This window comes from Paracoccus stylophorae, from assembly GCF_028553765.1.
Taxonomy (GTDB): Bacteria; Pseudomonadota; Alphaproteobacteria; order Rhodobacterales; family Rhodobacteraceae; genus Paracoccus; species Paracoccus stylophorae.
On the sequence record NZ_CP067134.1, the window covers coordinates 1,880,511 to 1,904,111 of the forward strand.

22 protein-coding genes, 1 tRNA gene and 1 riboswitch are annotated in these 23,601 nt (G+C 68.0%); of the genes, 14 read left to right on the plus strand and 9 right to left on the minus strand.

Annotated elements, in window-relative coordinates:
* Positions 1 to 45: 45 nt before the first annotated feature.
* Positions 46 to 957 (minus strand): DMT family transporter, encoded by a 912-nt coding sequence (locus JHW45_RS09170; protein ID WP_272857403.1) that lies wholly within the window; start codon positions 955 to 957, stop codon positions 46 to 48.
* A gap of 137 nt (positions 958 to 1,094) precedes the next feature.
* Here JHW45_RS09170 and JHW45_RS09175 point away from each other — a divergent pair, with 137 nt between their 5' ends.
* The 7 genes from JHW45_RS09175 (at position 1,095) to JHW45_RS09205 (ending at position 7,137) form a co-directional block, all read left to right on the plus strand.
* Positions 1,095 to 1,283 (plus strand): heavy-metal-associated domain-containing protein, encoded by a 189-nt coding sequence (locus tag JHW45_RS09175; RefSeq protein WP_272857404.1) that lies wholly within the window; start codon positions 1,095 to 1,097, stop codon positions 1,281 to 1,283.
* Between the two features lie 187 nt (positions 1,284 to 1,470).
* Positions 1,471 to 1,773 carry a hypothetical protein gene (locus JHW45_RS09180; RefSeq protein ID WP_272857405.1) on the plus strand — a complete coding sequence of 101 codons (303 nt, stop codon included), beginning with the start codon at positions 1,471 to 1,473 and terminating at the stop codon, positions 1,771 to 1,773.
* 4 nt (positions 1,774 to 1,777) lie between these two features.
* Positions 1,778 to 2,458 carry an NAD-dependent deacylase gene (locus tag JHW45_RS09185; protein WP_272857406.1) on the plus strand — a complete coding sequence of 227 codons (681 nt, stop codon included), beginning with the start codon at positions 1,778 to 1,780 and terminating at the stop codon, positions 2,456 to 2,458.
* Between the two features lie 36 nt (positions 2,459 to 2,494).
* Positions 2,495 to 2,685, plus strand: a riboswitch (cobalamin riboswitch).
* Positions 2,686 to 2,806: 121 nt separating this feature from the next.
* A complete protein-coding gene (locus JHW45_RS09190) occupies positions 2,807 to 4,630 on the plus strand; it encodes a TonB-dependent receptor plug domain-containing protein (protein ID WP_272857407.1) in 1,824 nt (607 codons plus the stop codon).
* Between the two features lie 31 nt (positions 4,631 to 4,661).
* Positions 4,662 to 5,420: an ABC transporter substrate-binding protein gene (locus JHW45_RS09195; protein WP_272857408.1), complete on the plus strand. Its 759-nt coding sequence runs from the start codon at positions 4,662 to 4,664 to the stop codon at positions 5,418 to 5,420.
* Positions 5,417 to 6,403, plus strand: coding sequence for a FecCD family ABC transporter permease (locus JHW45_RS09200; RefSeq protein ID WP_272857409.1), 987 nt, complete (start codon positions 5,417 to 5,419; stop codon positions 6,401 to 6,403). Before JHW45_RS09195 ends, JHW45_RS09200 begins: the two co-directional genes overlap by 4 nt.
* On the plus strand, positions 6,403 to 7,137 hold the full coding sequence (locus tag JHW45_RS09205) for an ABC transporter ATP-binding protein (RefSeq protein ID WP_272857410.1): 735 nt from the start codon (positions 6,403 to 6,405) through the stop codon (positions 7,135 to 7,137). The genes JHW45_RS09200 and JHW45_RS09205 overlap by 1 nt, the downstream gene beginning before the upstream one ends.
* Positions 7,138 to 7,207: 70 nt before the next feature.
* Here JHW45_RS09205 and parA read toward each other — a convergent pair whose 3' ends face one another.
* Positions 7,208 to 7,843 (minus strand): ParA family partition ATPase, encoded by a 636-nt coding sequence (parA, locus tag JHW45_RS09210; RefSeq protein ID WP_272857411.1) that lies wholly within the window; start codon positions 7,841 to 7,843, stop codon positions 7,208 to 7,210.
* 81 nt (positions 7,844 to 7,924) lie between these two features.
* Positions 7,925 to 8,248: a putative quinol monooxygenase gene (locus tag JHW45_RS09215; protein ID WP_272857412.1), complete on the minus strand. Its 324-nt coding sequence runs from the start codon at positions 8,246 to 8,248 to the stop codon at positions 7,925 to 7,927.
* Between the two features lie 134 nt (positions 8,249 to 8,382).
* Here JHW45_RS09215 and JHW45_RS09220 point away from each other — a divergent pair, with 134 nt between their 5' ends.
* Positions 8,383 to 9,432 (plus strand): dipeptidase, encoded by a 1,050-nt coding sequence (locus JHW45_RS09220; RefSeq protein ID WP_272857413.1) that lies wholly within the window; start codon positions 8,383 to 8,385, stop codon positions 9,430 to 9,432.
* Between the two features lie 26 nt (positions 9,433 to 9,458).
* Here JHW45_RS09220 and JHW45_RS09225 read toward each other — a convergent pair.
* Positions 9,459 to 9,534 (minus strand) — tRNA-Ala (locus JHW45_RS09225).
* A 162-nt stretch (positions 9,535 to 9,696) separates the two neighbouring features.
* Between JHW45_RS09225 and JHW45_RS09230 the strand changes: the two genes are divergently transcribed.
* The 3 genes from JHW45_RS09230 to JHW45_RS09240 are packed head-to-tail and all read left to right on the plus strand — an operon-like array spanning position 9,697 to position 13,386.
* Complete coding sequence (locus JHW45_RS09230) at positions 9,697 to 10,224, plus strand: 2Fe-2S iron-sulfur cluster-binding protein (RefSeq protein ID WP_272857414.1); 528 nt, start codon at positions 9,697 to 9,699, stop codon at positions 10,222 to 10,224.
* Complete coding sequence (locus JHW45_RS09235; protein WP_272857415.1) at positions 10,221 to 11,183, plus strand: FAD binding domain-containing protein; 963 nt, start codon at positions 10,221 to 10,223, stop codon at positions 11,181 to 11,183. The genes JHW45_RS09230 and JHW45_RS09235 overlap by 4 nt, the downstream gene beginning before the upstream one ends.
* Before the next feature lie 4 nt (positions 11,184 to 11,187).
* A complete protein-coding gene (locus JHW45_RS09240) occupies positions 11,188 to 13,386 on the plus strand; it encodes a xanthine dehydrogenase family protein molybdopterin-binding subunit (protein WP_272857416.1) in 2,199 nt (732 codons plus the stop codon).
* Here the strand turns inward: JHW45_RS09240 and JHW45_RS09245 are convergent.
* The 3 genes from JHW45_RS09245 to hemA form a co-directional block, all read right to left on the minus strand.
* Positions 13,383 to 14,297 carry a DMT family transporter gene (locus JHW45_RS09245; protein WP_272857417.1) on the minus strand — a complete coding sequence of 305 codons (915 nt, stop codon included), beginning with the start codon at positions 14,295 to 14,297 and terminating at the stop codon, positions 13,383 to 13,385. The two genes, JHW45_RS09240 and JHW45_RS09245, sit on opposite strands and share 4 nt — an antisense overlap.
* A gap of 136 nt (positions 14,298 to 14,433) precedes the next feature.
* Positions 14,434 to 15,711, minus strand: coding sequence for a helix-turn-helix domain-containing protein (locus JHW45_RS09250; protein ID WP_272857418.1), 1,278 nt, complete (start codon positions 15,709 to 15,711; stop codon positions 14,434 to 14,436).
* A gap of 108 nt (positions 15,712 to 15,819) precedes the next feature.
* Positions 15,820 to 17,049, minus strand: coding sequence for a 5-aminolevulinate synthase (gene hemA, locus JHW45_RS09255; RefSeq protein WP_272857419.1), 1,230 nt, complete (start codon positions 17,047 to 17,049; stop codon positions 15,820 to 15,822).
* Positions 17,050 to 17,212: 163 nt separating this feature from the next.
* Between hemA and JHW45_RS09260 the strand changes: the two genes are divergently transcribed.
* Positions 17,213 to 18,598 (plus strand): M20/M25/M40 family metallo-hydrolase, encoded by a 1,386-nt coding sequence (locus JHW45_RS09260; protein WP_272857420.1) that lies wholly within the window; start codon positions 17,213 to 17,215, stop codon positions 18,596 to 18,598.
* 286 nt (positions 18,599 to 18,884) lie between these two features.
* On the opposite strand, the gene JHW45_RS09265 is transcribed toward JHW45_RS09260, so the two are convergent.
* Positions 18,885 to 19,508 (minus strand): lytic transglycosylase domain-containing protein, encoded by a 624-nt coding sequence (locus JHW45_RS09265; RefSeq protein ID WP_272857421.1) that lies wholly within the window; start codon positions 19,506 to 19,508, stop codon positions 18,885 to 18,887.
* A 65-nt stretch (positions 19,509 to 19,573) separates the two neighbouring features.
* Here JHW45_RS09265 and JHW45_RS09270 point away from each other — a divergent pair, with 65 nt between their 5' ends.
* A complete protein-coding gene (locus JHW45_RS09270) occupies positions 19,574 to 19,783 on the plus strand; it encodes a hypothetical protein (protein ID WP_272857422.1) in 210 nt (69 codons plus the stop codon).
* A gap of 38 nt (positions 19,784 to 19,821) precedes the next feature.
* Positions 19,822 to 21,336: an Asp-tRNA(Asn)/Glu-tRNA(Gln) amidotransferase subunit GatB gene (gene gatB / locus JHW45_RS09275; protein ID WP_272857423.1), complete on the plus strand. Its 1,515-nt coding sequence runs from the start codon at positions 19,822 to 19,824 to the stop codon at positions 21,334 to 21,336.
* 90 nt (positions 21,337 to 21,426) lie between these two features.
* Here gatB and JHW45_RS09280 read toward each other — a convergent pair whose 3' ends face one another.
* On the minus strand, positions 21,427 to 23,529 hold the full coding sequence (locus JHW45_RS09280) for a hybrid sensor histidine kinase/response regulator (protein ID WP_272857424.1): 2,103 nt from the start codon (positions 23,527 to 23,529) through the stop codon (positions 21,427 to 21,429).
* Positions 23,530 to 23,601: the final 72 nt, after the last annotated feature.

A 23,601-nucleotide genomic window follows, 5' to 3' on the forward strand; every position in this document is an offset into this window, starting at 1 on the left:
AAGGGGCGAACCGCAAGCCTTGCGCCAACTGCACGAAAGCGGCGTTCAACCCGGCCGCGTCAGGCTGCCCGCGGGTCGGCGGCGGCGGGTGCGGCCACGCAGTCGCGCCTCGCGCCACATCGCATAGCCGCCGGCGCCGGCGATGATCCCCGCCCCGGCCAGCGTCCAGCCATCGGGCCGTTCGCCGAAGACCAGCACCCCCAGGATGATCGCAAAGACCAGCCGGGAATAGCGGAAGGGCGCGATGGCCCCGATCTCTCCGATCCGGGTGGCGATCACCATCGTCATGTAGCCCAGCAACCCGAACGCCAGCGACACGGCCATCATCCCGGCCTCGGCCGGGCCGGGCACGACCATGGGCTGGCCGCCGATCACGACCAGCACCGCGCCCGCCACGGCCATCGCGCCAAAGGCCGATGCGGTCAGCAGCCCCGATCCGATCTGCACCGGCAACCGGCGCGTGACCAGATCGCGCACCGCCAGCGCCACCACCGCGATCAGCGCCAGGATCGAGCCGGGCTGGAATGCGTCGGTGCCCGGACGCACGATCAGGATCACGCCCGCAAAGCCCACCGCAATCGAGGTCCAGCGACGCCAGCCGACCGGCTCGCCCAGAACCACCGCCGCCCCCAGGGTCATCAGCAGCGGCAGCGCCTGAAGGATCGCCGATGCGATGCTGAGATCGCCGATTGACAGCGCGGTCAGGAAACAGATGGCGCAGACGCCCTCGGCCAGGTTGCGCAGCACGACGCCCGGATGGATCAGGTCGCGCCAGCGCAGCCCGCCCGGACTGCGCGCGACCCATGCGCCGAAGATCGCCATGCCGCCAAGGCCCAGCACGACCAGAAGCTGCCCGATCGAGATGCCCCGCGACAAAAGCTTCAGCAGCGCGTCCTCGCAGGCGAAGGCGGCCATGCCCAGGGTCATCAGCGCGGCGGCGCGCGCGTTCGGGGTCATGCCCGCGCCTCTGGCCGCGCACCCGCAAGCCGCCCGTCCGCGTCGAACATCGCCCCCTCCTGCACGTTGATGCCGCATCTTGCGGCGGCGCCAACCCGAGACCATGATGCAGCGCCGATGTCAAACGAGGTGAATCGATGATCTTTCGCGTTCCCGACATGAGCTGCGGTCACTGCAAGACCGCCATCGAAACCGCCCTGCGACAGGCCGGCGGCCGCGCCAGCGTCGATCTGGGCGCAAAGACCGTCGCGGTCGAGGGGCTGGAGGCGGCGCAGGCCAAAGCCGCGATTCGCGACGCCGGATACCAGGTGGCCGAGGACGGATAGGCCGCGTCTGCAACCGCAAGATGTTGATAAGCCGGGGCTTCGCGGCGATCACGCCCGCCTCTCGTCCCGGTGATTGAGCGGCGTTGACGATTTTGCTATATCTTGTGTGTATCAGGGGCGTTCGAGACCGGGCCAACCGGCACCCCCTGTGCCTGAGGATAGGACCAGGAAACCGAGGAGACAGTCCATGCTGAACCGCATCGCAATTGCGGCCGCCGCCGTGATGATCACCGCACCGCTGGCCGTGGCAGGCCCCATCGACAGCGCCTGCATCAGTTCCGAACGCGCGCGGGGCAATTCGCCGCTGTGCGGCTGCATCCAGCAGGTCGCCAACCAGACCCTGTCGCGTTCCGATCAGCGGCGCGCCGCCGCGTTCTTCCGCGACCCGCATCAGGCGCAGGTCGTGCGCATGTCGAAAAGCAACGCCGACAACGCGTTCTGGGCGCGCTACAAGCAGTTCGCCGGCGCGGCCGAGGCTTACTGCCGGTAACGTCTTGCGCATCGCGGTCCTGACAGGCGCGGGCATTTCCGCCGAAAGCGGACTTGACACGTTCCGCGCCACCGACGGGCTGTGGGAACGGCACCGGATCGAGGATGTGGCGACGCCGCAGGCGTTCGCGCGCGATCCGGCGCTGGTCCATGCGTTCTACAATGCCCGCCGCGCCCGCGCCGCCGCCGCGCAGCCGAACCCGGCCCATCACGCGCTGGTCGATCTGGCGCGGCGTCACGACCTGACGCTGATCACCCAGAATGTGGATGATCTGCACGAACGCGCAAGCCAGCCCGATGTGATCCACATGCATGGCCGCCTGTCGCGGGCGCTGTGCGCCGACTGCGGCCATCGCTGGAACGCGCCTGCGGTGATGTCGGCCGACGATGCCTGTCCGCGCTGCACCGCACACGCCGCGCGCCCCGGCATCGTCTGGTTCGGAGAGATGCCCTATCACATGGAACGGATCTGGGACGCGCTGGAGCGGGCAGACCTATTCGCGGCCATCGGGACGTCGGGCAATGTCTATCCGGCGGCGGGATTTGCCCAGCACGCCGGACGGGCGGGCGCCGAATGTATCGAGCTGAACCTTGAGGACAGCGCCAATGCGCGCGATTTCGACCGCCGTATCCAAGGCCCGGCCTCGGTGACCGTGCCCGAATGGGTGGCATCCCTGTCCGGCTGACGGCCGGATCGTCCTTGCGCGAATCCGGCTTGTGGGTTAACCCCGCCTTGCCTCGGTTCCGGGTTCTGCCCGGTGAAAAGGGAATGCGGTGAAACTCCGCAACTGCCCCCGCAACTGTCAGCGGCGAGCGAGGCCGGAAAATGCCACTGTCCGCACCTGCGGATGGGAAGGTCCGGCCAAGCCACGACCCGCGAAGTCAGGAGACCTGCCGAAGCGATCACCCTGAGGGCATGCGGGGGGCATGCGCGAAACGGATCTTCCGTCGTGGTGGTAGTCGTCGTCCGGCAGGCAGGCGCCTTCCGGGAAACTGCATCCCGCCCGTCAAGGGCCCACGGAAGGAACCCGCCCGTGAAACCTTTCGCCCTTCTGTCCGCGACCGTCGCCGCGACCGCGCTGCACGCCGCCGGCCCCGCAACGGCACAGGAAACCTATGTCCTGCCGGAAATCACCCTCAGCGCCAGTCGCGAAGCGACCCGGCTCAGCCGGTCGGGCAGTTCGGTGTCGGTGATCACCGAAGACGCGTTGCAGAACCGCGCCGGCGCCCCGATTTCGGACCTGATCGCCAGCTTGCCGGGCGTCGCCTTTTCCCGTTCGGGACCGTTGGGCACGACGGCATCGTTGCAGGTGCGCGGCGCGCCGGGGGAATATGTTCCGGTCCTGATCGACGGCATCGAGGTGTCGGACCCCGCAGCCGGGCAGCCCTATTTCGACTTCGGGTCCCTGACCTCGGCCGGGTTCGGCCGGATCGAGCTGCTGCGCGGGACGCAATCGGCGCTGTATGGCTCGCGCGCCGTCGCGGGCCTGCTGACCATCGACAGCCTGCGCCCGACCGAGGAAGGCCTGCGGCAAAGCTTTACCATCGAGGCCGGGTCGTATCAGACCTATGCGGCCAGCTATGGCGCGGCGCTGCGCCGTGGCGGCACCGATCTGTCGTTCACCGCCAGCCGCATCACCAGCCAGGGCTATTCCGCCCGCGACGAGAATGACGGCAATTTCGAGGCCGACAGCTTCAACGCATCGCGCCTGACCTTCTATGCGGCGCAGGAATTGCAGACCGGCGCACGCATCGGCGTGAACGGCTTCTGGGAAAAAAGCCGGGCCGAGTTCGACGAGTTCGGCGGCGACCTGACCGGCACCCCCGGCGACGAATACACCACCAAGAAATCCCATGGCCTGCGCGCCTTTGCCGAAATCGCCACCGGCGCGGTCGATAACACGTTGGCGCTGACCCGTTATCGCATCGATCGTCGCAGCTGGTCCGACGGGTTCGAGACGCCGTTCATCGGCACCCGCACGAAACTGTCATGGCAGGGCGCGACCGATCTGGGCGCGTCGGGTGCGCGCGCGATCTTTGGCGCCGATACCGAACGCGAGGAAGCCGACGGGCTGGGCGACAACCGGATCGACGGCGCGTTCGCCGAACTGTCAGTGCCCGTCACCGCTGACATCGATGTCAGCGCGGCGCTGCGCCACGACGATCATTCGCGGTTCGGCGGCGTCACCTCGGGTCGCCTGTCGGCGGTCTGGCGCGTGCGCGAGGATGTGCTGCTGCGCACAGCCATCGGCACCGGGTTCCGCGCGCCGTCCCTTTACGAGTTGTATGGCCCCTACGGCGATGCCGATCTGGACCGCGAGGAAAGCCGCACGGCAGAAATCGGGATCGAAAAGCAATGGGGCGCGGACAGCCATCTGCGCGCGACTGCGTTCTGGCTGGACGCGGAAAGCCTGATCGGCTTTGATAGCCTGGCCACCGCGTGCGGCCAAGCCTTCGGCTGCTATGCGCAGGTCGACGGCACGTCGCGCCGCCGCGGGGTCGAGGTGGACGGCAGATGGGCGCTTGGCACCGCGACGGCGCTGCGGACCGCCTATACTTACACCGACAATGCCGAAACCACCGAATGGGCCGAGGCGCCGCGCCATGTTCTGAACCTGGGCGCCGAGACCGAGTTCGCGACCGGCACGACGGCCGGATTGTCGCTGCGGGGTCAGGCACATCGCCCGCGCGAGCTTGGCAGCTTTGTCACCGTCGATCTGAATGTCAGCCATCCACTGTCCGACCGTGCCGAGGCGTATCTGCGGGTCGAGAACCTGCTGGATCGGCAATATCAGCTCAGCCCCGGCTATGGCACGTCCGACCGGGCCTTCTATGCCGGGCTTCGTGCCTCGTTCTAGGCGCGCGTTCGGGTGGCTGACGGCGATGCTGATGATCGCCGTCGCCGGCCCGTCCGTGGCCGCGCCGCAGCGCGTGGTGTCGATGAATCTGTGCACCGACCAGATCGCGATGGTGCTGGCGGCGCCGGGTCAGCTGATCTCGGTCAGCGATCTGGCGCGCGATCCGCGCATGTCGGCGATGGCAGACGAGGCGCGGGATTATCCCATCAATCACGGCCGTGCCGAGGAAATCTATCTGCTGCGGCCCGATCTGGTGATCGCGGGGCAGTTCGCCTCGGGGCCGACGGTTGCCATGCTGCGCCGTCTGGGCATCCGGGTCGAGGTGCTGCCGCCGGCCGACAGCTTCGACGCGATCCGGGACGAGATCCGCCGCATCGGCGCGCTGCTGAACCGCGACCGGGCCGCCGCCGATCTGCTGGCGCGTTTCGATGCGGGGCTTGCCGCACTTCGGCCCGCCGGTGATCGCGGGCGCGCGGCGCTGTATTACGCCAACGGCTTCACCTCGGGGCGCGACACGCTGGCCGGCGCGATCCTTGAGGCGGCGGGTTATCGCAACATCGCGACCGATTACGGCATCGCCAACACCACCGCGCTGCCGCTGGAACTGCTGGTCATGGCCCGCCCGCACCGGCTGATCACCGGCGCAAGATGGCCGGGGCAGTCGCGCAGCGAGGCGATCCTGGATCACCCGGCGCTGGACCGGATCGCGCCCCACACGGCCGAAATCACCGACCGCGACTGGGTCTGCGGCACGCCGTTCGTGCTGCGCGCCATCGAGGCGCTGCAATGAAGCCGCTGTTTGCCGCGCTGGCGGTGCTGGTCGCCCTGCTGTTCACCGCCTCGCTGCTGACCGGGCCGGCCGGTATCGGCGCGGTGGACGGGCTGCGCGCGCTGATCCTGGGCGCGGACGGGCCGGTGCCCATCGTCATGCGCGAGATCCGTCTGCCGCGCGCGGTGCTGGGGCTGGCGGTGGGCGCGGGGCTGGGCCTGACCGGGGCGGCGATGCAGGGTTATCTGCGCAATCCGCTGGCCGAACCGGGACTGATCGGCGTGTCCGGCATGGCCGCTTTGGGCGCCGTCATCGCCATCCAGACCGGGCTGTCGGTGGCCGCGGCGCTGGCCCTGCCGGTCGCGGCGCTGGCCGGCGCGGCCATCGGGGTGGCGCTGCTGGTCGCACTGGCAGGGCCGCGCGGCGGGTCGGTGACGCTGATCCTGGCCGGCATCGCCATCTCGGCTTTGGCCGGGGCGGGCACGGCCTTGGTGCTGAACCTGTCGCCCAACCCATATGCGGCCAACGAGATCGTGTTCTGGCTGATGGGATCGGTGGCGGACCGGTCGATGCTGCATGTCTGGCTGGCGCTGCCGCCGATGGCGGCTGGCGCGGCGCTGATCGTCACGACAGGTCGCGCGCTGGACGCGCTGACCCTGGGCGAGGCGGCGGCGGCCGCGATGGGCGTCTCGCCCGCCGGCCTGCGCTTGCGGCTGATCGCGGGTGTGGCGCTGGTCGTCGGGCCGGCGACGGCGGTTGCGGGGGCCATCGGCTTTGTCGGGCTGGTGGTGCCGCATCTGCTGCGCCCGTGGGTCGGGGCGCGACCGTCCGTGCTGCTGCCCGCCTCGGCCCTGGGCGGTGCGGCGCTGCTGCTGGCCGCCGACATCGCGGTGCGGCTGATCCTGCCGCAGCGCGATCTGAAGCTGGGGGTGCTGACGGCGCTGGTGGGCGCGCCGCTGTTTCTGCATCTGATCTGGAAAACGCGCAGCGGGGGGCGGGTCTGATGCTGGTGCTGCGCGGCCTGTCCGTCACCCGCCGCAACCGCCCGGTGCTGCACGGGGTAAACCTGACCCTGGGCGCGGGCGAGGTCGTCGGCCTGATCGGCCCGAACGGGGCCGGCAAGTCGACGTTGATGGAGGCCGCACTGGGCCTGATCCCGTTCGACGGCACCTCGAACCTGGCGGCGATGGATGCGGCCCACCGCGCCCGCGCCGCCGCCTATCTGCCGCAATCGCGCGAGATCGCATGGCCGGTCAGCGTCGAGGATCTGGTCGCGCTTGGCCGCATCCCCTGGCCCGGCGGGGGGCGCGGCGCGGGCGACCGGGCAGCCATCGACGCGGCCCTGACGCGGATGGGTTTGCAGGATTTCCGCAAGCGCACCGCCCTGCGCCTGTCGGGCGGCGAACAGACCCGCGCGCTGATCGCCCGCGCGCTGGCGCAGGAAACGCCGCTGCTGATCGCGGACGAACCCATCGCGGGGCTCGATCCGGCGCAGCAACTGTCCTGCCTGCGGCTGTTCCGCGCGCTGGCCGCCGAAGGACACGGGCTGCTGGTGTCGATCCACGATCTGGGGCTGGCGGCGCGGTTCTGCACCCGGCTTGTGCTGCTGGACAAGGGGCATGTGCTGGCCGACGGCCATCCCGATCAGGTGTTGCGCGACGACCTGCTGCGCCGCGCCTTCGGGATCGGCGCGCGGCGGATCGACACGCCAGACGGCCCGGCGATCCTGCCGGTGTGACACGCGACCGGTTGGCCGACCGGCGCGGTTGCCGGCCTAAGACGCAAACCAGCCGCCGCGTGTCGATGTGTCAGCCAAGCGTGGCCAGAACCTCATCGGTCAGCGCCGTCACCTCGTCGCGCGCCGGACCTGTGCGGATGCGTTCGACCGCGCCCAGCCCCAGCCCCAATGTCTCGGCATAGACGACGCGGTTGGCGATCTGCGTGCTTGCGACCACCGCGCCCAGATCGGCCGCGCTGGCCGCGACCTCGACCGACAGGCGGGTGTTCGGACGCACCCGGTTCAGCACGACCAGCACCGGCGCCTTTTCGCGCCGCGCCAGATCCAGCACGCCCTCGGTCGCCCACAGATCGACATGGCTGGTGGCGACCGGCACCAGCACCAGATCGGCCACGCGCAGGGCGGGCCGCAGGTCGCTGTCGATCTTGGGCGGCGTATCGACGATCACGAAATCGAACCGTTTCTTCAGCTTTTCGGATTCGTAGCTGGCCCCCCAGGCCGACGAGGTCGAGAAATCCATCGCCTCATCCTCGCCCTGCGTTCCCATGCGTTCGATGAACCAGCGCCCCATGCTGCCCTGCGGATCGGTATCGACCAGCGCCACGGAATGGCCGCGTTCGTGCAGCGCCACGGCCAGGTTCACCGCCAGCGTGGTCTTGCCCGAGCCGCCCTTCTGCTGCGCCACCGTGATGATCCTGCCTGCCATGCCCGACGCCCCTTCACCGTGAGTTTACCGGACGTTAGCGTCGGCGCGGCGCGATTGCACGGAGTAATTGCGCGCCCCGCGTCAGTCGCCGAACACCGATTGCAGCTCGTACATCACCGGCTCGAAGCTTTTGCACATCGAATGAATCTCGCGGTTGCGGCGGCGCATCTCGTCCGAGCGCAGCATCGCCTGATAATCCTTGCGGTCGCGCCACTGCGAATAGGTCGCGATCCGCGTCTGCGCGTCGTTCAGATGGATCGCGCCCGACACGAAGCCCTCGCGTTTGCGGATCACCTGATCCCACGCATCGGTCAGCAGTTCCAGCACGTCATGCGCGCTGCCGGGCGTGACCTCGAACGTGCAGATGACGGTCTGGCCGTCGAAATCGGAACGGATATCGGGCATGGCTGTTCTCCCTCTGGCAAGCCTTCGGGTCAGCCTAGGCCGATTCCCGGCGCTGACAAGCCGCGCGTGCCGGGGCATTGCCCAGCCCCCGATCCCGGTGCATGGTCTGCGCGTTGCAGCGAAGGAGCCCTGGCATGATTGCGGTATTCGACGGCCATAACGATTTCATCCAGCGCGTGGTGGCGGCCGGCGCCGACGGCCCGCGTCTGTGGCTGGAAGGCGACGGCACCGGCCACATGGACCTGCCGCGGATGCGCGCGGGCGGCGTGGTGGGCGGGTTCTTCGCGATCTGGATCCCCTCGCCCGCCGGTCCGAACGACGCCGAGGCGGTGGCGCTGATGCAGAACCCGCCCTTTCGCATGCCGCTGCCCGACCCGATCCCGCACGACACCGCCCTGCCCCATGCCTTCCGGCAGGCGGCGGCGCTGAAGGCGCTGGAACGCACCGGCACGCTGGACATCGCGACCGACGCGGCCGGGCTGCGCCGCAGCATCGATTCCGGCCGCATCGCCGCGATCATGCACATGGAGGGGGCCGAGCCGATTCGCGACATGGACGCGCTGCATCTGTGGCACGCGATGGGGTTGCGCTCGCTTGGGCCGGTCTGGTCGCGGCCCACCGTCTATGCCGAGGGCGTGCCGTTCGCCTTTCCCGAAAGCCCCGATATCGGCGGCGGGCTGACGGACGCCGGGCGCGATCTGGTCCGCGAATGCAACGCGCTGCGGATCATGCTGGACCTGTCGCATCTGAACGAGGCGGGCTTCAACGACGTCGCCGCCCTGTCGGACGCGCCGCTGGTCGCCAGCCACAGCTGCGCGCATGCGATCTGCCCCAGCACGCGCAACCTGACCGACCGGCAATTGCGAGTGATCGCCGACAGCGGCGGGCTGGTGGGGCTGAACTATGCCTCAAGCTTTCTGCGCGAGGATGGCAAGCGGCTGCCGCTGGAAGGGTTCGACACGATGCTGCGCCATCTGGACCATCTGCTGTCGATCCTGGGCGAGAATGGCGTGGCCCTGGGGTCGGATTTCGACGGCGCGCTGATGCCGCGCGACCTGCAAGACGCCTCGGCCGTGCCGCGCCTGTTGCAGGCGATGCGGGATCACGGATACGACGACGCGCTGATCCGCAAGATCGCCTGCGACAACTGGATCGGGGTGCTGGAACGGACTTGGGGGGCGTGACCCAACCGACGACGGGCGGGATTTCCTGGTGGAGCCGAGGGGAATCGAACCCCTGACCTCATCATTGCGAACGATGCGCTCTACCAACTGAGCTACGGCCCCACGGGTCGGGTCTTTGAACCGGCGCGATGGGGATGTCAAGCGCTTTGCAATGGCCGGCCCCTCGCGCTGCCGCCCGATCCCAAAGCGCCGGTCCGAAAAGATGGAACCATGCGGCCGCCGGTCCGGTTGATCCCCGATTCCAACCGTCTGCAGGAGCGTTCCATGTCCGCCACGACCCGATCCCGGCTTGTCGTCAACGGTGAGGCGCAGATTTTCTCGGGCGATCCGCGACGGACGCTGCTGGATTTCCTGCGGCTGGATCTGCGCCTTCCGGGCACGAAGAAGGGCTGCGATCACGGGCAATGCGGGGCCTGCACGGTCATCGTCAACGGCAGGCGGATCAATTCCTGTCTCAGCCTTGCCGCGATGCATGACGGCGACGAGATCACCACGATCGAGGGGCTGGGCACGCCCGACGCGCTGTCGCCGCTGCAACGCGCCTTCATCGGTCACGACGGTTTTCAATGCGGCTATTGCACGCCGGGGCAGATCTGTTCGGCCACGGCGATGCTGGAGGAGGTGAAAGCCGGCTGGCCAAGCGTCGTGGCCGACATCTCCGGCGACAACCCCGACATCACCGATGAGGATTTGTCCGAACGGATGAGCGGCAATCTGTGCCGCTGCGGCGCCTATTCCAACATCATCGCGGCCATCCGCGAGGCGATGGGCGCCAAGGGGGCCGCGGAATGAGGGAATTCACCTATAGCCGCGCCGGCGATCTGGGCGAGGCGGTCGGCGCCCGGGCGCGGCTGATCGCGGGCGGGACGAACCTGCTTGACCTGATGAAGCTTGAGGTCGAGACGCCCGAGGCGCTGCTGGACATCAACAGGCTTGATCTGGCGAGGATCGAACCGCATGAAGGCGGGTTGCGGATCGGGGCGCTGGTGACGAATTCGGACTGCGCTGCGGACGCGCGGGTGCGCCGCGACTGGCCGCTGCTGTCGCGCGCGATCCTGTCGGGGGCCAGCCCGCAACTGCGCAACAAGGCCACGACCGGGGGCAATCTGTGTCAGCGCACGCGCTGCCCCTATTTCGCGCGGCTGTCCGCGCGCTGCAACAAACGTGAACCCGGCAGCGGGTGCGATGCCATCGGGGGCGTCAACCGCAATCACGCCATCCTTGGCACCTCGGATGCCTGCATCGCGACCTATCCGGGCGACATGGCGGTGGCGCTGACGGCGCTGGACGCCACGGTGGAACTGGACGGGCCGGACGGCGCGCGGCAGGTGCCGGTGCAGGAGTTTCACCTGCTGCCCGGCGACGACGCTGCCACCGACAACGTGATGCGGCCGGGCGAGATCATCACCTCGGTGACCCTGCCCGCCCCGCGCCCCGGCCGCCAGATCTATCGCAAGGTGCGCGAGCGGTCGTCCTATGCCTTTGCGCTGGTTTCGGTAGCGGCGGTCGTGTCGGTGGATCGCGGCCTGATCGCGGATGCGCAGCTTGCCTTTGGCGGGCTGGCGCACAAGCCCTGGCGCGATCCCAATGTCGAACAATCGCTGATCGGCCAGCCGCCGGAACCCGCGACGTTCCGGCGCGCGGCCGATGTTCTGCTGCGCGAGGCGAAAGGGTTCGGGGGCAACGATTTCAAGATCCCGCTTGCCCGCCGCACCCTGGCGGCCGTTCTGAACGAAGCAACGAGGGCTTGAACCGATGGCCGTAACCTTTGACTCTCCCGACACGCGCAACCTGCTGGACCAGACCCGCCAAGGGATCATCGGCAAGCCGCTGGATCGTCCCGAAGGCGCGCTGAAAGTGTCGGGGCGCGCGACCTATGCCGCCGAATACGATCTGCCGGATTGCGTCGAAGGCGTGCTGGTGCCGGCCACGATCAGCCAGGGCCGCGTCGCGAATATCCATATGGACGAGGTTCGCGCCATGCCGGGCGTGCTGGGCGTCTATGCCGATGCGGCCATGCTGCGCCGTCCCGCGCAGGGCGGGGCCGGCAAGGCGCCGGTGCAGGATGTCAGCCGGATCGACTATCCGGGCCAGCCCGTCGCGCTGGTCGTGGCCGAGACGTTCGAGCAGGCCACGGCCGCCGCCAAGGCGCTGCGCATCGACTATGACGAAACCGGCGACGGCGCGGGGTTCGATCCCGAAACAGCCGAGGTTGAGCCGCCGAAAAAGCCGGTCGATCTGGGCGATCTGGACCGTGCCATGGGAACCGCGTCCCACAGCGTCGATCGGACCTATCGCACGCAGGGACACGCCAGCGCCGCGATGGAGCCGCATGCCGCCATCGCCCATTGGCAGGACGGCGCGCTGACCCTGTATGGCAGCTTTCAGATGGTCGCCTATAACGTGCCGGAACTGGCCGACTCGCTTGGCGTCGATCCGGACAAGGTGCGCATCGTGTCGCCCTATGTCGGCGGCGGTTTCGGCTCGAAGCTGGGGGTCTCGCATGAGGCTGTGGCGGCGGCGATTGCGGCGCGCGATCTGGGGCGCCCGGTCCGCGTGGTGCTGACCCGACAGCAGATCTTCGACAGCGTGATCCGGCGCTCGGAAACCTGTCAGCGCCTGCGACTGGCCTGCGACGACAGCGGCCGGCTGACCGGCATCGGGCACGAGGCGCGGGTGTCGAACCTGCCCGATGAGGATTTTGCCGAACCCGTCACCCAGTCCACCAAGTTCCTCTATCGCGGCGACAACCGCCGCATCTCGGTCCAGGTCGTCCGGCTTGCGCGGCTGACCGCCGGGTCGGTCCGCGCCCCCGGCGAAGGGGTCGGCATGCAGGTGCTGGAGGCCGCGATGGACGAGCTGGCCGAACAGGTGGGGCTGGACCCGGTCGAGCTGCGCAAACGCAACCTGCCCGAAACGCCGCCCGGCCGTGACAAGCGTTATTCCTCGCGGATGCTGGTGCAGTCGCTGGATGCCGGGGCGCGGGCCTTTGGCTGGGACCGGCGCAAACCGCGCCCCTGCCAGACGCGAGAGGGCGAATGGTGGATCGGCATGGGCATGGCCTCGGCCGCGCGGGTGAATTTGCTGTCACCGGCCAAGGCCCGCGTACGCATGCTGCCCGACGGACGGGTCGAGGTCGAAAGCGACCAGACCGATATCGGCACCGGCAGCTATGCGATCCTGGGCCAGATCGCCGGCGAGATGCTGGGCGCGCCCATCGACCGGGTCACCGTGACGCTTGGCGACAGCGCGCTGCCGCCCGGCGGCGGCTCGGGCGGCAGTTTCGGCGCCGCATCGACCGGATCGGCCGTGCTCCGCGCCTGCGAGGCGATCCGCGACACGCTGGCCGAGCGTCTGGGCGTCGCGGCGGACGATCTGGTGTTGCAGGACGGTTTCGCGCGCGGCGACAACCGCAACGTCGCGCTGTCCGATCTTCTGGCGAGCGACACGCTGGAGGAGATCGGCGAGATCGCACCGGGTCAGGCCGGCAAGGATTTCAGCCAGGCCAGCTATGGCGCGTTCTTCTGCGAGGTTGCGGTGAACGCCTTCACCGCGGAAACCCGCATCCGGCGCATGACCGGCGCGTTCGGGTTCGGACGGGTGCTGAACGCCAAGACCGCGCGGTCGCAATGTCTTGGCGGCATGGTGTGGGGCATCGGCAGCGCGCTGAGCGAGGGGCTGGAATTCGATCTGCGCGATGGAAAGCTGATGAACCACGATCTTGCCGGCTATCACGTGCCGGTCCATCGCGACGTGCCCGACATCGAGGTGCTGCTGATGGAAGAACGTGATCCCGCCGCCAACCCCTTGCAGGCCAAGGGTGTCGGAGAGCTGGGCATTTCCGGCGCGGCCGGCGCAATTGCCAATGCGATCTACAACGCCTGCGGCGTGCGCGCGCGCCACTTTCCGATCACACCGGATGTGCTGCTGAACCGGATGCCCGACCCATTCTAGTCGCCGTTCTGGCGTTCGCGATGAAAGACATACAGGCCGGACCCCAGAATGATCGCGGTGCCCAGCCAGGTCAGCGCGTCGGGCAGGTCGCCGAAGACCAGATAGCCGACGGCGGTCGCGCCGACGATCTCAAGATACTGGAACGGCGCAAGGATTCCCGCCTCGGCCTTGCTGAAGGCCAGCGCGATCAGGACGAAGGTGGCCGCAGACAGCGCACCCGCCAGAACCAGTGCGGGCATCGCCCAGCCCGGCGCCGCGGCCAGCGACGCGGTCTCGCGCCCGAACAGGATCGCCGCCGCGACCTGCACGCCCAGAAGCAGGAGCGCCGCGCAGACCGACGCCCCGATCTGCACCGACAGGGCCGAGCGTGTGCGGGTCGCACGGCGCAGCACGATCATGTTCAGCGCAAAGGCCAGCGCGGCGACCAGCGGCCACAGGCTGACCGCGCCGAAGATCGCGAAATTCGGCCGGATCACCACCATCGCCCCCATCAGGCCCACCCCCACCGCGATCAGCCGGCGCCGTCCCGGCACCTCGCCCAGAAGCGGGCCGGCCAGCAGGGTCAGCAGCAACGGTTCGATGAAGAAGATCGAGATGGCAGTGGCGATGGGCATCCGCTGGAACGCGCTGATCAGGCAGAACATCGCGACCGAAACCAGCGCCCCCGACAGCAGCGCCGGCCATGACAGCACCGCGCCCTGCAGGCGGCGGCGGAACAGCAGGGCGATGGGCAGCAGGAACAGCGCCTGCATGACCGTCCGCCAGACGGTGACGTCGAAGGGCGGCGCAAAACCCGTCAGCAGCTTTGCAATCGCGTCGCCCATCGGAAACAGCAACGTCGCCAGCACCATGGCCAGCATCCCCTGCCGGGTGTCGTGACTGATCTGAAGCTGGTCGCGAAGCTGGCTCATGCCCCGTGTTCTGCATGGGGGGCAACCGCAATGCAAGCGACCTTGCGTCAGCGCGCCGGGACGGGGCGCAGACGGTGGCGTCGGACTGCCCGTGACGAACATTGGCGGGGGTTGCAGCCCGGTGCGGCCGACGCCCCTATTCGGTCTGCGATTCGATGCCGGTTGCAGCCGTGCTGGCCTGCGCGATGGACACCATCTGCGCCAGCTCCGGGTCCGCGTTCAGATCGGCCAGCGCGAAATTGGCGGTCAGGCTGTCGGGCGACAACACGATATTCTTGACCACCTGCGGGCCGGGCGCGGCGGGGCCGAAGGTCTGGCCGTTCACCGCGAAATAGACCGCGCCCGAATTGCCGGTCCGCAGTTTCGGCGCATCCTCCAGCTTGGGCAGGGTGAACCTTTCGCCCGCGTCCATGATCTTTTCCAGCAGGACCGTTCCGTCGGCCGAGGTGACCCGGACCCAAGCAGGACGCGCCGCCAGCAGTTCCAGTTCCGGCGCATCCGCCGCCAGCGTCCGCACCCCGCCCTGCGGGTCGGTTCCGGGCAGCTGCGGCCCGTATTGCATCGCGCTGCGCATCCCGCCCGCCGCATCGCCTGCGCCTGTCGTCGCACCTTCTGCCCCCTCGGCTGCGGCGAACGTGCCGTCATCGGGCAGCGACAGGCCGGGGTCGATGGCGGCGATGGGTCCGTCGCGCGCGCTTAACACCGGCGCCTCGAGGATCTGGGGACGATACAGCCGGTCCAGCGATTCGGGCTGCGGCAGGTTCTGGGCCAGGTCGGTCGTGCCGGTCAGGTCCAGCGCAGGTTCGGACATGCCCGCGCCGTCGACCGGGTCCAGCGCCGTCACCACGCCCGGCGTCCCTTCGCCCGGCGTCAGCGTGACACGCTGCACCTCTTGCAGGACCGACCAGCCGCCATAGGCCAGCCCGCAGACCACCGCCGCCAGCACCAGGATCGACCCGATCGCGCGCGGCTCCACATCGGACCAGAAGCTTTCCTTTTGCGGCAGGAACAGCGCATGGGGATTGGCCAGCGCCTCGGCCGGATCGGACGGGCGGCGGGCAGGATTGGGCCCCGACGCCGACGCCGCCATGCCATGGGTGGGCTGAAACCCGGATTCGGCGCAAAAGCGGCGGAAGGTCCAGTCCGGGTCCATGCCAAGATAGCGGGCATAGGACCTGACATAGCCCGAGATGAAACTGGGGGTGTCGAAGGCGGTGACATCGCAATTCTCGATCGCGGCGACATAGGAGGCGCGGATCCGCAATTCGCGCTGCACGTCCAGCAGCGATTTGCCCATGGTCGCGCGTTCGCCCCGCATGATGTCGCCAAGGCGCGTGTCGTCGTCGAGGAAATGATGCACTTCCTCCAACCGCGAAGTCTCCTCTGCCGGGTGCTCAGCCCGCAGCCTGCTCATGTCGTTTGCCTCATCTGCCCGCTGATGGATCATCCGAATCGGACGATACCTTGGTATGATTAAGCCAAGCTTATCACGCAGGCGAGAGCAGTTCACGCCTCGATTTGATCACGCACTCAATTCGGCGCGATTCAAGGCGCAATGCGACCAAAGCGCATCCATCGCCCGCACCAGATGGTCGATCTGGCCGGGATCGTGCACGGGCGAGGGCGTGAAGCGCAGCCGTTCGGTACCGCGCGGCACGGTCGGGAAGTTGATCGGCTGCACATAGATGCCGTAATCGCGCAGCAGCATGTCCGACAGTTGCTTGCAGTGCACCGGGTGGCCGACATGGACCGGCACGATATGGCTGCCATGGTCGATGATCGGCATCCCCAGGGATTTCAGCCGCATCTTCAGGATCCGCGCATGCAGTTGCTGCGTGTCGCGCAGTTGCTGACCCTCGGCGCCCTTCAGCAGCCGGATCGAGGCCGCAGCCCCCGCCGCCACGGCAGGCGGCAGCGAGGTGGTGAAGATGAAGCCGGGCGCATAGGACCGGATGGCGTCGCACATCCGCGCGCTTGCCGCGATATAGCCGCCGAAGACGCCGAACGCCTTGCCAAGCGTGCCGTTGAAGATGTCGATCCGCCCCGTCAGCCCGTCACGTTCGGCCACGCCGCCGCCGCGCGGCCCGTACATGCCGACCGCATGAACCTCGTCCAGATAGGTCAGCGCGCCGAATTCCTGCGCAAGATCGCAGATCGCCTGGATCGGGCCGAAATCGCCGTCCATCGAATAGATCGATTCGAACGCGATCAGCTTGGGCGCGGCCGGATCGTCGGCCTGCAGCAATTCGCGCAGATGCGCCACGTCGTTGTGCCGGAAGATCCGTTTCGCGCCGCCATTGCGCTTGATCCCCTCGATCATCGAGGCGTGGTTCAGCGCATCGGAATAGATGATCAGCCCCGGAAACAGCTTGGGCAGGGTCGAAAGCGTCGCGTCATTGGCGATATAGGCCGACGAAAAGACCAGCGCGGATTCCTTGCCGTGCAGGTCTGCAAGCTCGGCCTCCAGCCGTTTGTGATAGACGGTGGTGCCGCTGATGTTGCGGGTCCCGCCCGACCCCGCACCCGCCGCGTCCAGCGCCTCGTGCATCGCCGACAGAACGGCGGGATGCTGTCCCATGCCCAGATAGTCGTTGCCGCACCAGACGGTGATGTCCTGTTGCGCGCCGTCGGGGCGGTTCCAGACGGCTTGCGGAAAGCGGCCTTTCGCACGCTCGATATCGATGAAGGTGCGGTAACGGCCTTCCTCGTGAAGCCGGTCGATTGCCTGATCCAGGGCGTCATCATAATTCATCGCGGGCGTTCCCTTGCGAAGTGGGCTGGGTGCGATCATTGTCCGATCACTCGCGGCAGATCGTTGATACATGTCAAATCCGGAAAATGACAGGTCAATTTTGTCGCACCGCTGCCCGGCCGCGGGCAGAAAACCAACACAATCAGTCGGAAAGGATGAGGTGATGACGCAATCGGCAGATCTGGATCGGGTGCTGGAACGGCTGGACGAGGGGCGCGACGCGGCGCTGGACCGGCTGCTGCAATTTCTGCGCATCCCGTCGATCTCGACCGATCCGGCCCATCGCGCCGACGTGCGCGCGGCGGCCGAATGGCTGCGCGACGAATTGACCGGGCTGGGATTTTCGGCGCAGATCCACGACACGCCGGGCCATCCGATGGTCGTCGCCCGGTCGGAACCCGGCTCGACCCGGCCGCTGCTGTTCTATGGACATTACGACGTGCAGCCGGTCGATCCGTTGAACCTGTGGGACCGCCCGCCCTTCGATCCGACCATCGAATCCACCCCGGACGGGGACGTGATCCGCGGCCGCGGCGCCGCCGACGACAAGGGCCAACTGATGACCTTCATCGAGGCGTTCCGGGCCTGGAAGCACGTGCGCGGGTCCCTGCCCCCGGACCTGATCCTGCTGTTCGAGGGCGAGGAGGAATCGGGGTCGCCCTCGCTGCAACCGTTCCTGCGCCAGCATGCGGACGATCTGCGCGCCTCGCTGGCGATGATCTGCGACACCTCGATGTATTCGGACGGCCGGCCCGCCATCACCACGCAGCTGCGCGGGCTGGTGGGCGAAGAGGTGGTGATCCGGGGCGCGGACCGCGACCTGCATTCGGGCAGTTTCGGCGGGCTGGCCGCAAACCCGATCATGGTGCTGGCCAAGGCGCTGGCGGCGCTGAAGGACGGGACGGGCCGGGTGACGCTGCCGGGTTTCTATGACGGCGTGCAGGATTTGTCGGAAACGCTGGCGCGCGACTGGGACGCGCTGGATTTCGATGCCGGCGATTTTCTGGGACGGGTCGGCCTGAAGACCCCCATCGGCGAGGCGGGCCGGACGCCGCTGGAAATGGTCTGGAACCGGCCGACGGCCGAGATCAACGGCATCGCGGGCGGCTATGCCGGTGACGGGTTCAAGACCGTGCTGCCGGCCGAGGCGCGGGCCAAGGTCAGCTTCCGCCTGACCGGCCAGCAGGACCCCGAGCGGGTCCGGGCGGCCTTTCGCGACCATGTCCGCAGCTTCGTTCCCGACGATTGCACGGTCAAGTTTCACGAACATGGCGGCAGCCCGGCCAGCGTCATGGACACCTCGGACCCGGCCTTCGCCGCCGCCAGACAGGCACTGACCGAGGAGTGGGGACGCGAGGCGGCCTATATCGGCGCGGGCGGGTCGATCCCCATCGCGGGCGATTTCAAGACCATCCTGGGCATGGATTCGATGCTGATCGGGTTCGGCCGCGACGACGACCGCATCCATTCGCCCAACGAGAAATACGACGTTGAAAGCTTCGTGAAGGGCGCGCGATCCTGGGCGCGCATCCTGAACGCGCTGCGCTGATCTCGGGACGGCACGAAGAAAGGGGGGCGCTGCCCCCCTCGGACCTGCGGTCCTCACCCCCCGAGGTATTTTGAAAGAGGGCGAGGGCCGGTTAACGGCATCTTAGGAAATTGCCGTCATTCTGCACGGGCGGTACAGGCGGAGGCGCCGTTGACCGCAAGAGAGCGAGGCGCCCCGGTTCCCTGCGTGATCCCCCCGCCGGAACCGGGGCGACCTTCCTGCCCCCTCGCGCTCTTTCCCAAATACCTTGGGGTGAGGGGCGGCACGCCCCGAGGGGCAAAGCCCCTCAGCTTTCGGCGCTGCAATAGCTTTGGCTGCTGGTCCAGGCGGCGATGTCGGCCCGCTTCTTGGCGCTGCGCAGCGGGGCCCAGTCCCGCGCGATGCCGCGCCAGGCGCCGCTGCCGTCATGGACCACCGCATTGTCGCGCCCGACCTGCCGGGACATGATCCGCACCGCGCAAGCCATGTTGTCGGCCCCGTTGGTCATGGTGCCGCTGCAGCCATAGCTGCGCCACGTCGCCGGCGCGATCTGCATCAGGCCAAGCCATTTTCCGCCGCCGCCGCTGGCCTTCGGGTTATAGGTGCTTTCGTGCTTGGCCACCGCCGACAGAAGCCCGGCCCAGAAGGCCTTGCGGCCCGTGGGCGCCAGTTCCGCGTATCTGGGACAGAAACTGTCGATGTCGCGCGGCACGCGCGACATGATGGTGACGCCCTCGCGATCCAGCGCGGCAAGCGTCGCCCGTGTCCATGCGTCCGATCCGGTGCGGTCGCCCCACCGCATCGGCGGTTTCGCCGCCAGTTGCATCTGCTGCGCCTCGGCGTCCTTGCGGGTTTCGGTGTGCGGGGTCGTCGTCGACTGACAGGCGGCCACCAAGGCCAGGGCAGCAAGCGGAACAAGCGCGGCGCGCATGCGATCCTCATCGGTGATTGCGTTATTCCTGCCTTAGCGGCGTGACGGCAGGCGGCAAGCCTGCCATGGCTGCGTCGGCAAGATCGTGCCGCCCGCCCAAGGCGCATGGTCGGGAAACCGCCGAAACAGGCCTTCTTGCGGAAAATGCCTCGCAACTTGCCGGCTTTGTCATCGTCGCCGCGCAAGGCGTGATGATTCGGCGCGAGGGCAAAGCATTTCCCGAATCGCGATTGCCTGCGTTGCCGGGCCGTGACATCGCCCGCGCCCTGCCCTAAAAGCGCCGCCAGACCGTTTGACCGCACGCGAGGCCGCCATGCTTGACCACCTGACATTCACGTCGCCCGAACCCAGGATCATCGCCGGGGCGAAGGGCGATTGGGAACTGGTCATCGGGCTGGAGGTGCATGCCCAGATCGCCAGCGCGGCGAAGCTGTTTTCGGGCGCATCGACCGAATTCGGGGCCGAGCCGAACAGCAACGTGGCCTTCGTGGACGCCGCCATGCCCGGCATGCTGCCGGTCATCAACGAATTCTGCGTGGCGCAGGCGGTCCGCACCGGGCTGGGCCTGAAGGCCGACATCAACCTGCGCAGCGCGTTCGACCGCAAGAACTATTTCTATCCCGACCTGCCGCAGGGCTATCAGATCAGCCAGCTTTACCATCCCATCGTCGGCGAGGGCGAGGTGATCGTGGATATGGGTCCGGGCGTCGCGCGGCGCGTGCGGATCGAACGCATCCACATGGAACAGGATGCCGGCAAGTCCATCCACGACATGGACCCCGACATGTCCTTCGTGGACCTGAACCGCACCGGCGTCGCGCTGATGGAGATCGTCAGCCGCCCCGACATGCGCGGCCCCGACGAAGCCGCCGCCTATGTCGCCAAGCTGCGCCAGATCATGCGCTATCTGGGCACCTGCGACGGCAACATGCAGAACGGCAATCTGCGCGCCGACGTGAACGTGTCGGTCTGTCCGCCGGGCGCCTATGAGAGATATCGCGAAACCGGGTATTTCAGCCATCTGGGCACGCGCTGCGAAATCAAGAACATGAACTCGCTGCGTTTCATCCAGGCTGCCATCGAATACGAGGCGCGCCGCCAGATCGCCATTCTGGAAGACGGCGGGACCGTGGTGCAGGAAACCCGGCTTTACGATCCCGACCGCGGCGAAACGCGGTCGATGCGGTCCAAGGAAGAGGCGCATGACTATCGCTATTTCCCCGACCCCGACCTGCTGCCGCTGGAGATCGAGCAGGACTGGGTCGATGCGATCGCGCAAACCATGCCGGAACTGCCCGATGAGAAGAAGGCGCGGTTCGTCCGGGACATGGGGCTGTCGGAATACGATGCGGGCGTGCTGACCGCCGATGTCGAGAATGCCGATTATTTCGAATCCGTCGCGCAGGGCCGCGATGGCAAGATGGCGGCGAACTGGGTGATCAACGAATTGTTCGGCCGGCTGAACAAGGAGGGGCTGGGGGTCGCAACCTCGCCCGTCTCGGCCGCGCAGCTTGGCGGGCTGATCGACCTGATCGCGCGCGGCGACATCTCGGGCAAGATCGCCAAGGATCTGTTCGAGATCGTCTGGTCCGAAGGCGGCGACCCGGCGCAGATCGTCGAGGCGCGCGGCATGAAACAGGTCACCGACCCGGGCGCCATCGAGGCGGCGGTCGATAAGATCATCGCGGCCAATCCCGCGCAGGTCGAAAAGGCCAGGCAGAACCCCAAGCTTGCCGGCTGGTTCGTCGGCCAGGTGCTGAAGGCGACGGGCGGCAAGGCCAACCCGGCGACCGTCAATCAGCTGGTGGCGCAGAAACTGAACCTGTAGGCGGCGGACCCGAGCTGGATCGGTGCCCCCACGGCGCGCGCCGATCCGCCCGGCGCGGGCCGCGCGCGATCCGGTGCAGCCGCCGCCGCGTCAGTGCCGCGTGGGACCGGCATCGCCGGACAGCTGACATTCGACGCTGCGGGCCAGTTCGGACAGGGTGAAGGGCTTGGCCAGGAACAGCGAGTTCGGGATCGGCGCATGACCCTCGGCAAAGATGTCCTCGGTATAGCCCGACATGAAGATGACGCGCGTGCCCGGCCTGTCCTTCAGCGCGAGGCGGACCCAGGTGGGACCGTCCATCCCCGGCATGACGACATCGGTCACGAAGATGTCGATGCGGTCCTTCTGATCGGCCACCACGGACAGGGCCTGTTCGGCACTGTCGGCCTCGAGAACCTCATAGCCTTTCAGGCGCAGGGCGCGGGCGGCGAAGGCCCGCACCGGCGCCTCATCCTCGACCAGCAGCACGGTGGCGTCGCGGCGCGCGGCTTCAGGCGCGGCAAGAGCGACCGGGGCCGGCGCGGCCGTTGCCGGCATCCCCGCGTGCACGGGGAAATAGAGCGAGAAACACGTGCCCTTGCCCACATCGCTGTCGCAGAAGATATAGCCGCCGGTCTGCTTGACGATGCCATAGGCGGTGGACAGGCCCAGCCCGGTCCCCTCGCCCGTGCGCTTGGTGGTGAAGAACGGCTCGAAGATCTTGGCCTGATGATCGGCAGAAATACCGCAGCCCTCGTCGCGGACCCGGATCCGGACATAGGTGCCGCGCGGCACCGACACGCGGTCGCGTTCCAGCAGGTCGGAAAGCTGTACGGTGGCGGTGTCGATGACGATATCGCCGCCGTCGGGCATGGCATCGCGGGCATTGACGACAAGGTTCATGATCACCTGCTCCAGCTGGCGTTTGTCGGCGCGGATCGGCCGTAATTCGCGGTCGTGGCGGATCGTCAGGCCGACACGCTCGCCCACCAGACGGTTCAGCAGATGCGTCAGGTCGGCCAGCGTTTCGCGCAGATCCAGCGTTTCCAGTTTCAGCGTCTGCTTGCGCGAGAACGCCAGCAACTGGCCGACCAGCGCGGCGGCGCGGTTCGCGTTCTGGCTGATCTGGTCGAGATCGGCGTAATCCGGGTGGCCCTTGTCGTGACGCAGCATCAGCAGATCGCAATGGCCGCTGATCGCCGTCAGCAGATTGTTGAAATCATGCGCCACCCCGCCGGCAAGCTGGCCGATCGCCTGCATCTTCTGGCTTTGGACGAATTGCTCTTCCAGCGTCTTCAGCGCGCTTGCGTCATGCAGCACCGCGATCAGCCCCGAAGGATCTGTGGGATCCGCCGACAGCGCGACCTGAACGTGTCGGTCGCCGTCGCCGTCGCCGGCCCGGGAGGCGCGCAGGCGCAGAACCTCGGGGCGGCCGGTGGCGCGTCCGGCGCAGACATCGTCGATCCAGTCGCCGACCGAACGACCGGGGCCGTCCAGCAGGCTGCCCAGATGGGACTGGCGCCCCTCGCCGGGCAGGCGCGATCCGAACAGCCGCCGGGCGGCGGCGTTGGCCCGGCGGATACGACCGTCGCCGGACAGCCGCAGCAACGCGACGGGCAGCGCCTCGAAATCGTCGCGCGCCTCGTCCTCATCGGGCAGCGGGGCGAGTGCCAGCGCATCGGGCCGGTCGCCGGGGCGGTGGCATGACCAGATCTGCAAGGGGGCGTCGGCGGCACGGCTGACCGCGATGACATCGCCGCAGGACAGTTCCAGCTCCGCGTTGCCACTGCGCAGGGCGCGGCGCGACAGGTCCTGAAGATCGGTTTCGGCATCGGCGCGCAGCCGCGACACCAGGGCCAGGATATTCTGGCCGACGATATCGCTGAAATCGGTTCTTGAGGCACCGTTCTGAAACAGCACCGCCCCGTCCGCGTCGCAGATCCAGATCGGTTCGGGCGCCGCCGCCACCTCGGCCCGGATCGCCTTCAGCGCCCGTCGCCCGGCGATCTGGCGCATCCCGTGGGACACCGACAGCGCACCGCCAAGCAGATACCAGGCGACCGCAACGGTCGCGAACACGATGGCCGCCCGACCCGCGCTGCCGCCCGGCGCCAGCAGCAAGAACAGCCCGCCAAGCGCCATCGGCAGCATCAGAAGCGGCAGGGCCGACAGCGCGCTGCGGGGAATGCCGATCTGATCGTCCCATCTTGTCATGCGAATCGCCTTTCTGCGACCTGTTCGGACATTCTCTAGCGCGCGAGCGTTTAAGATTGGGTTAATCCGCCT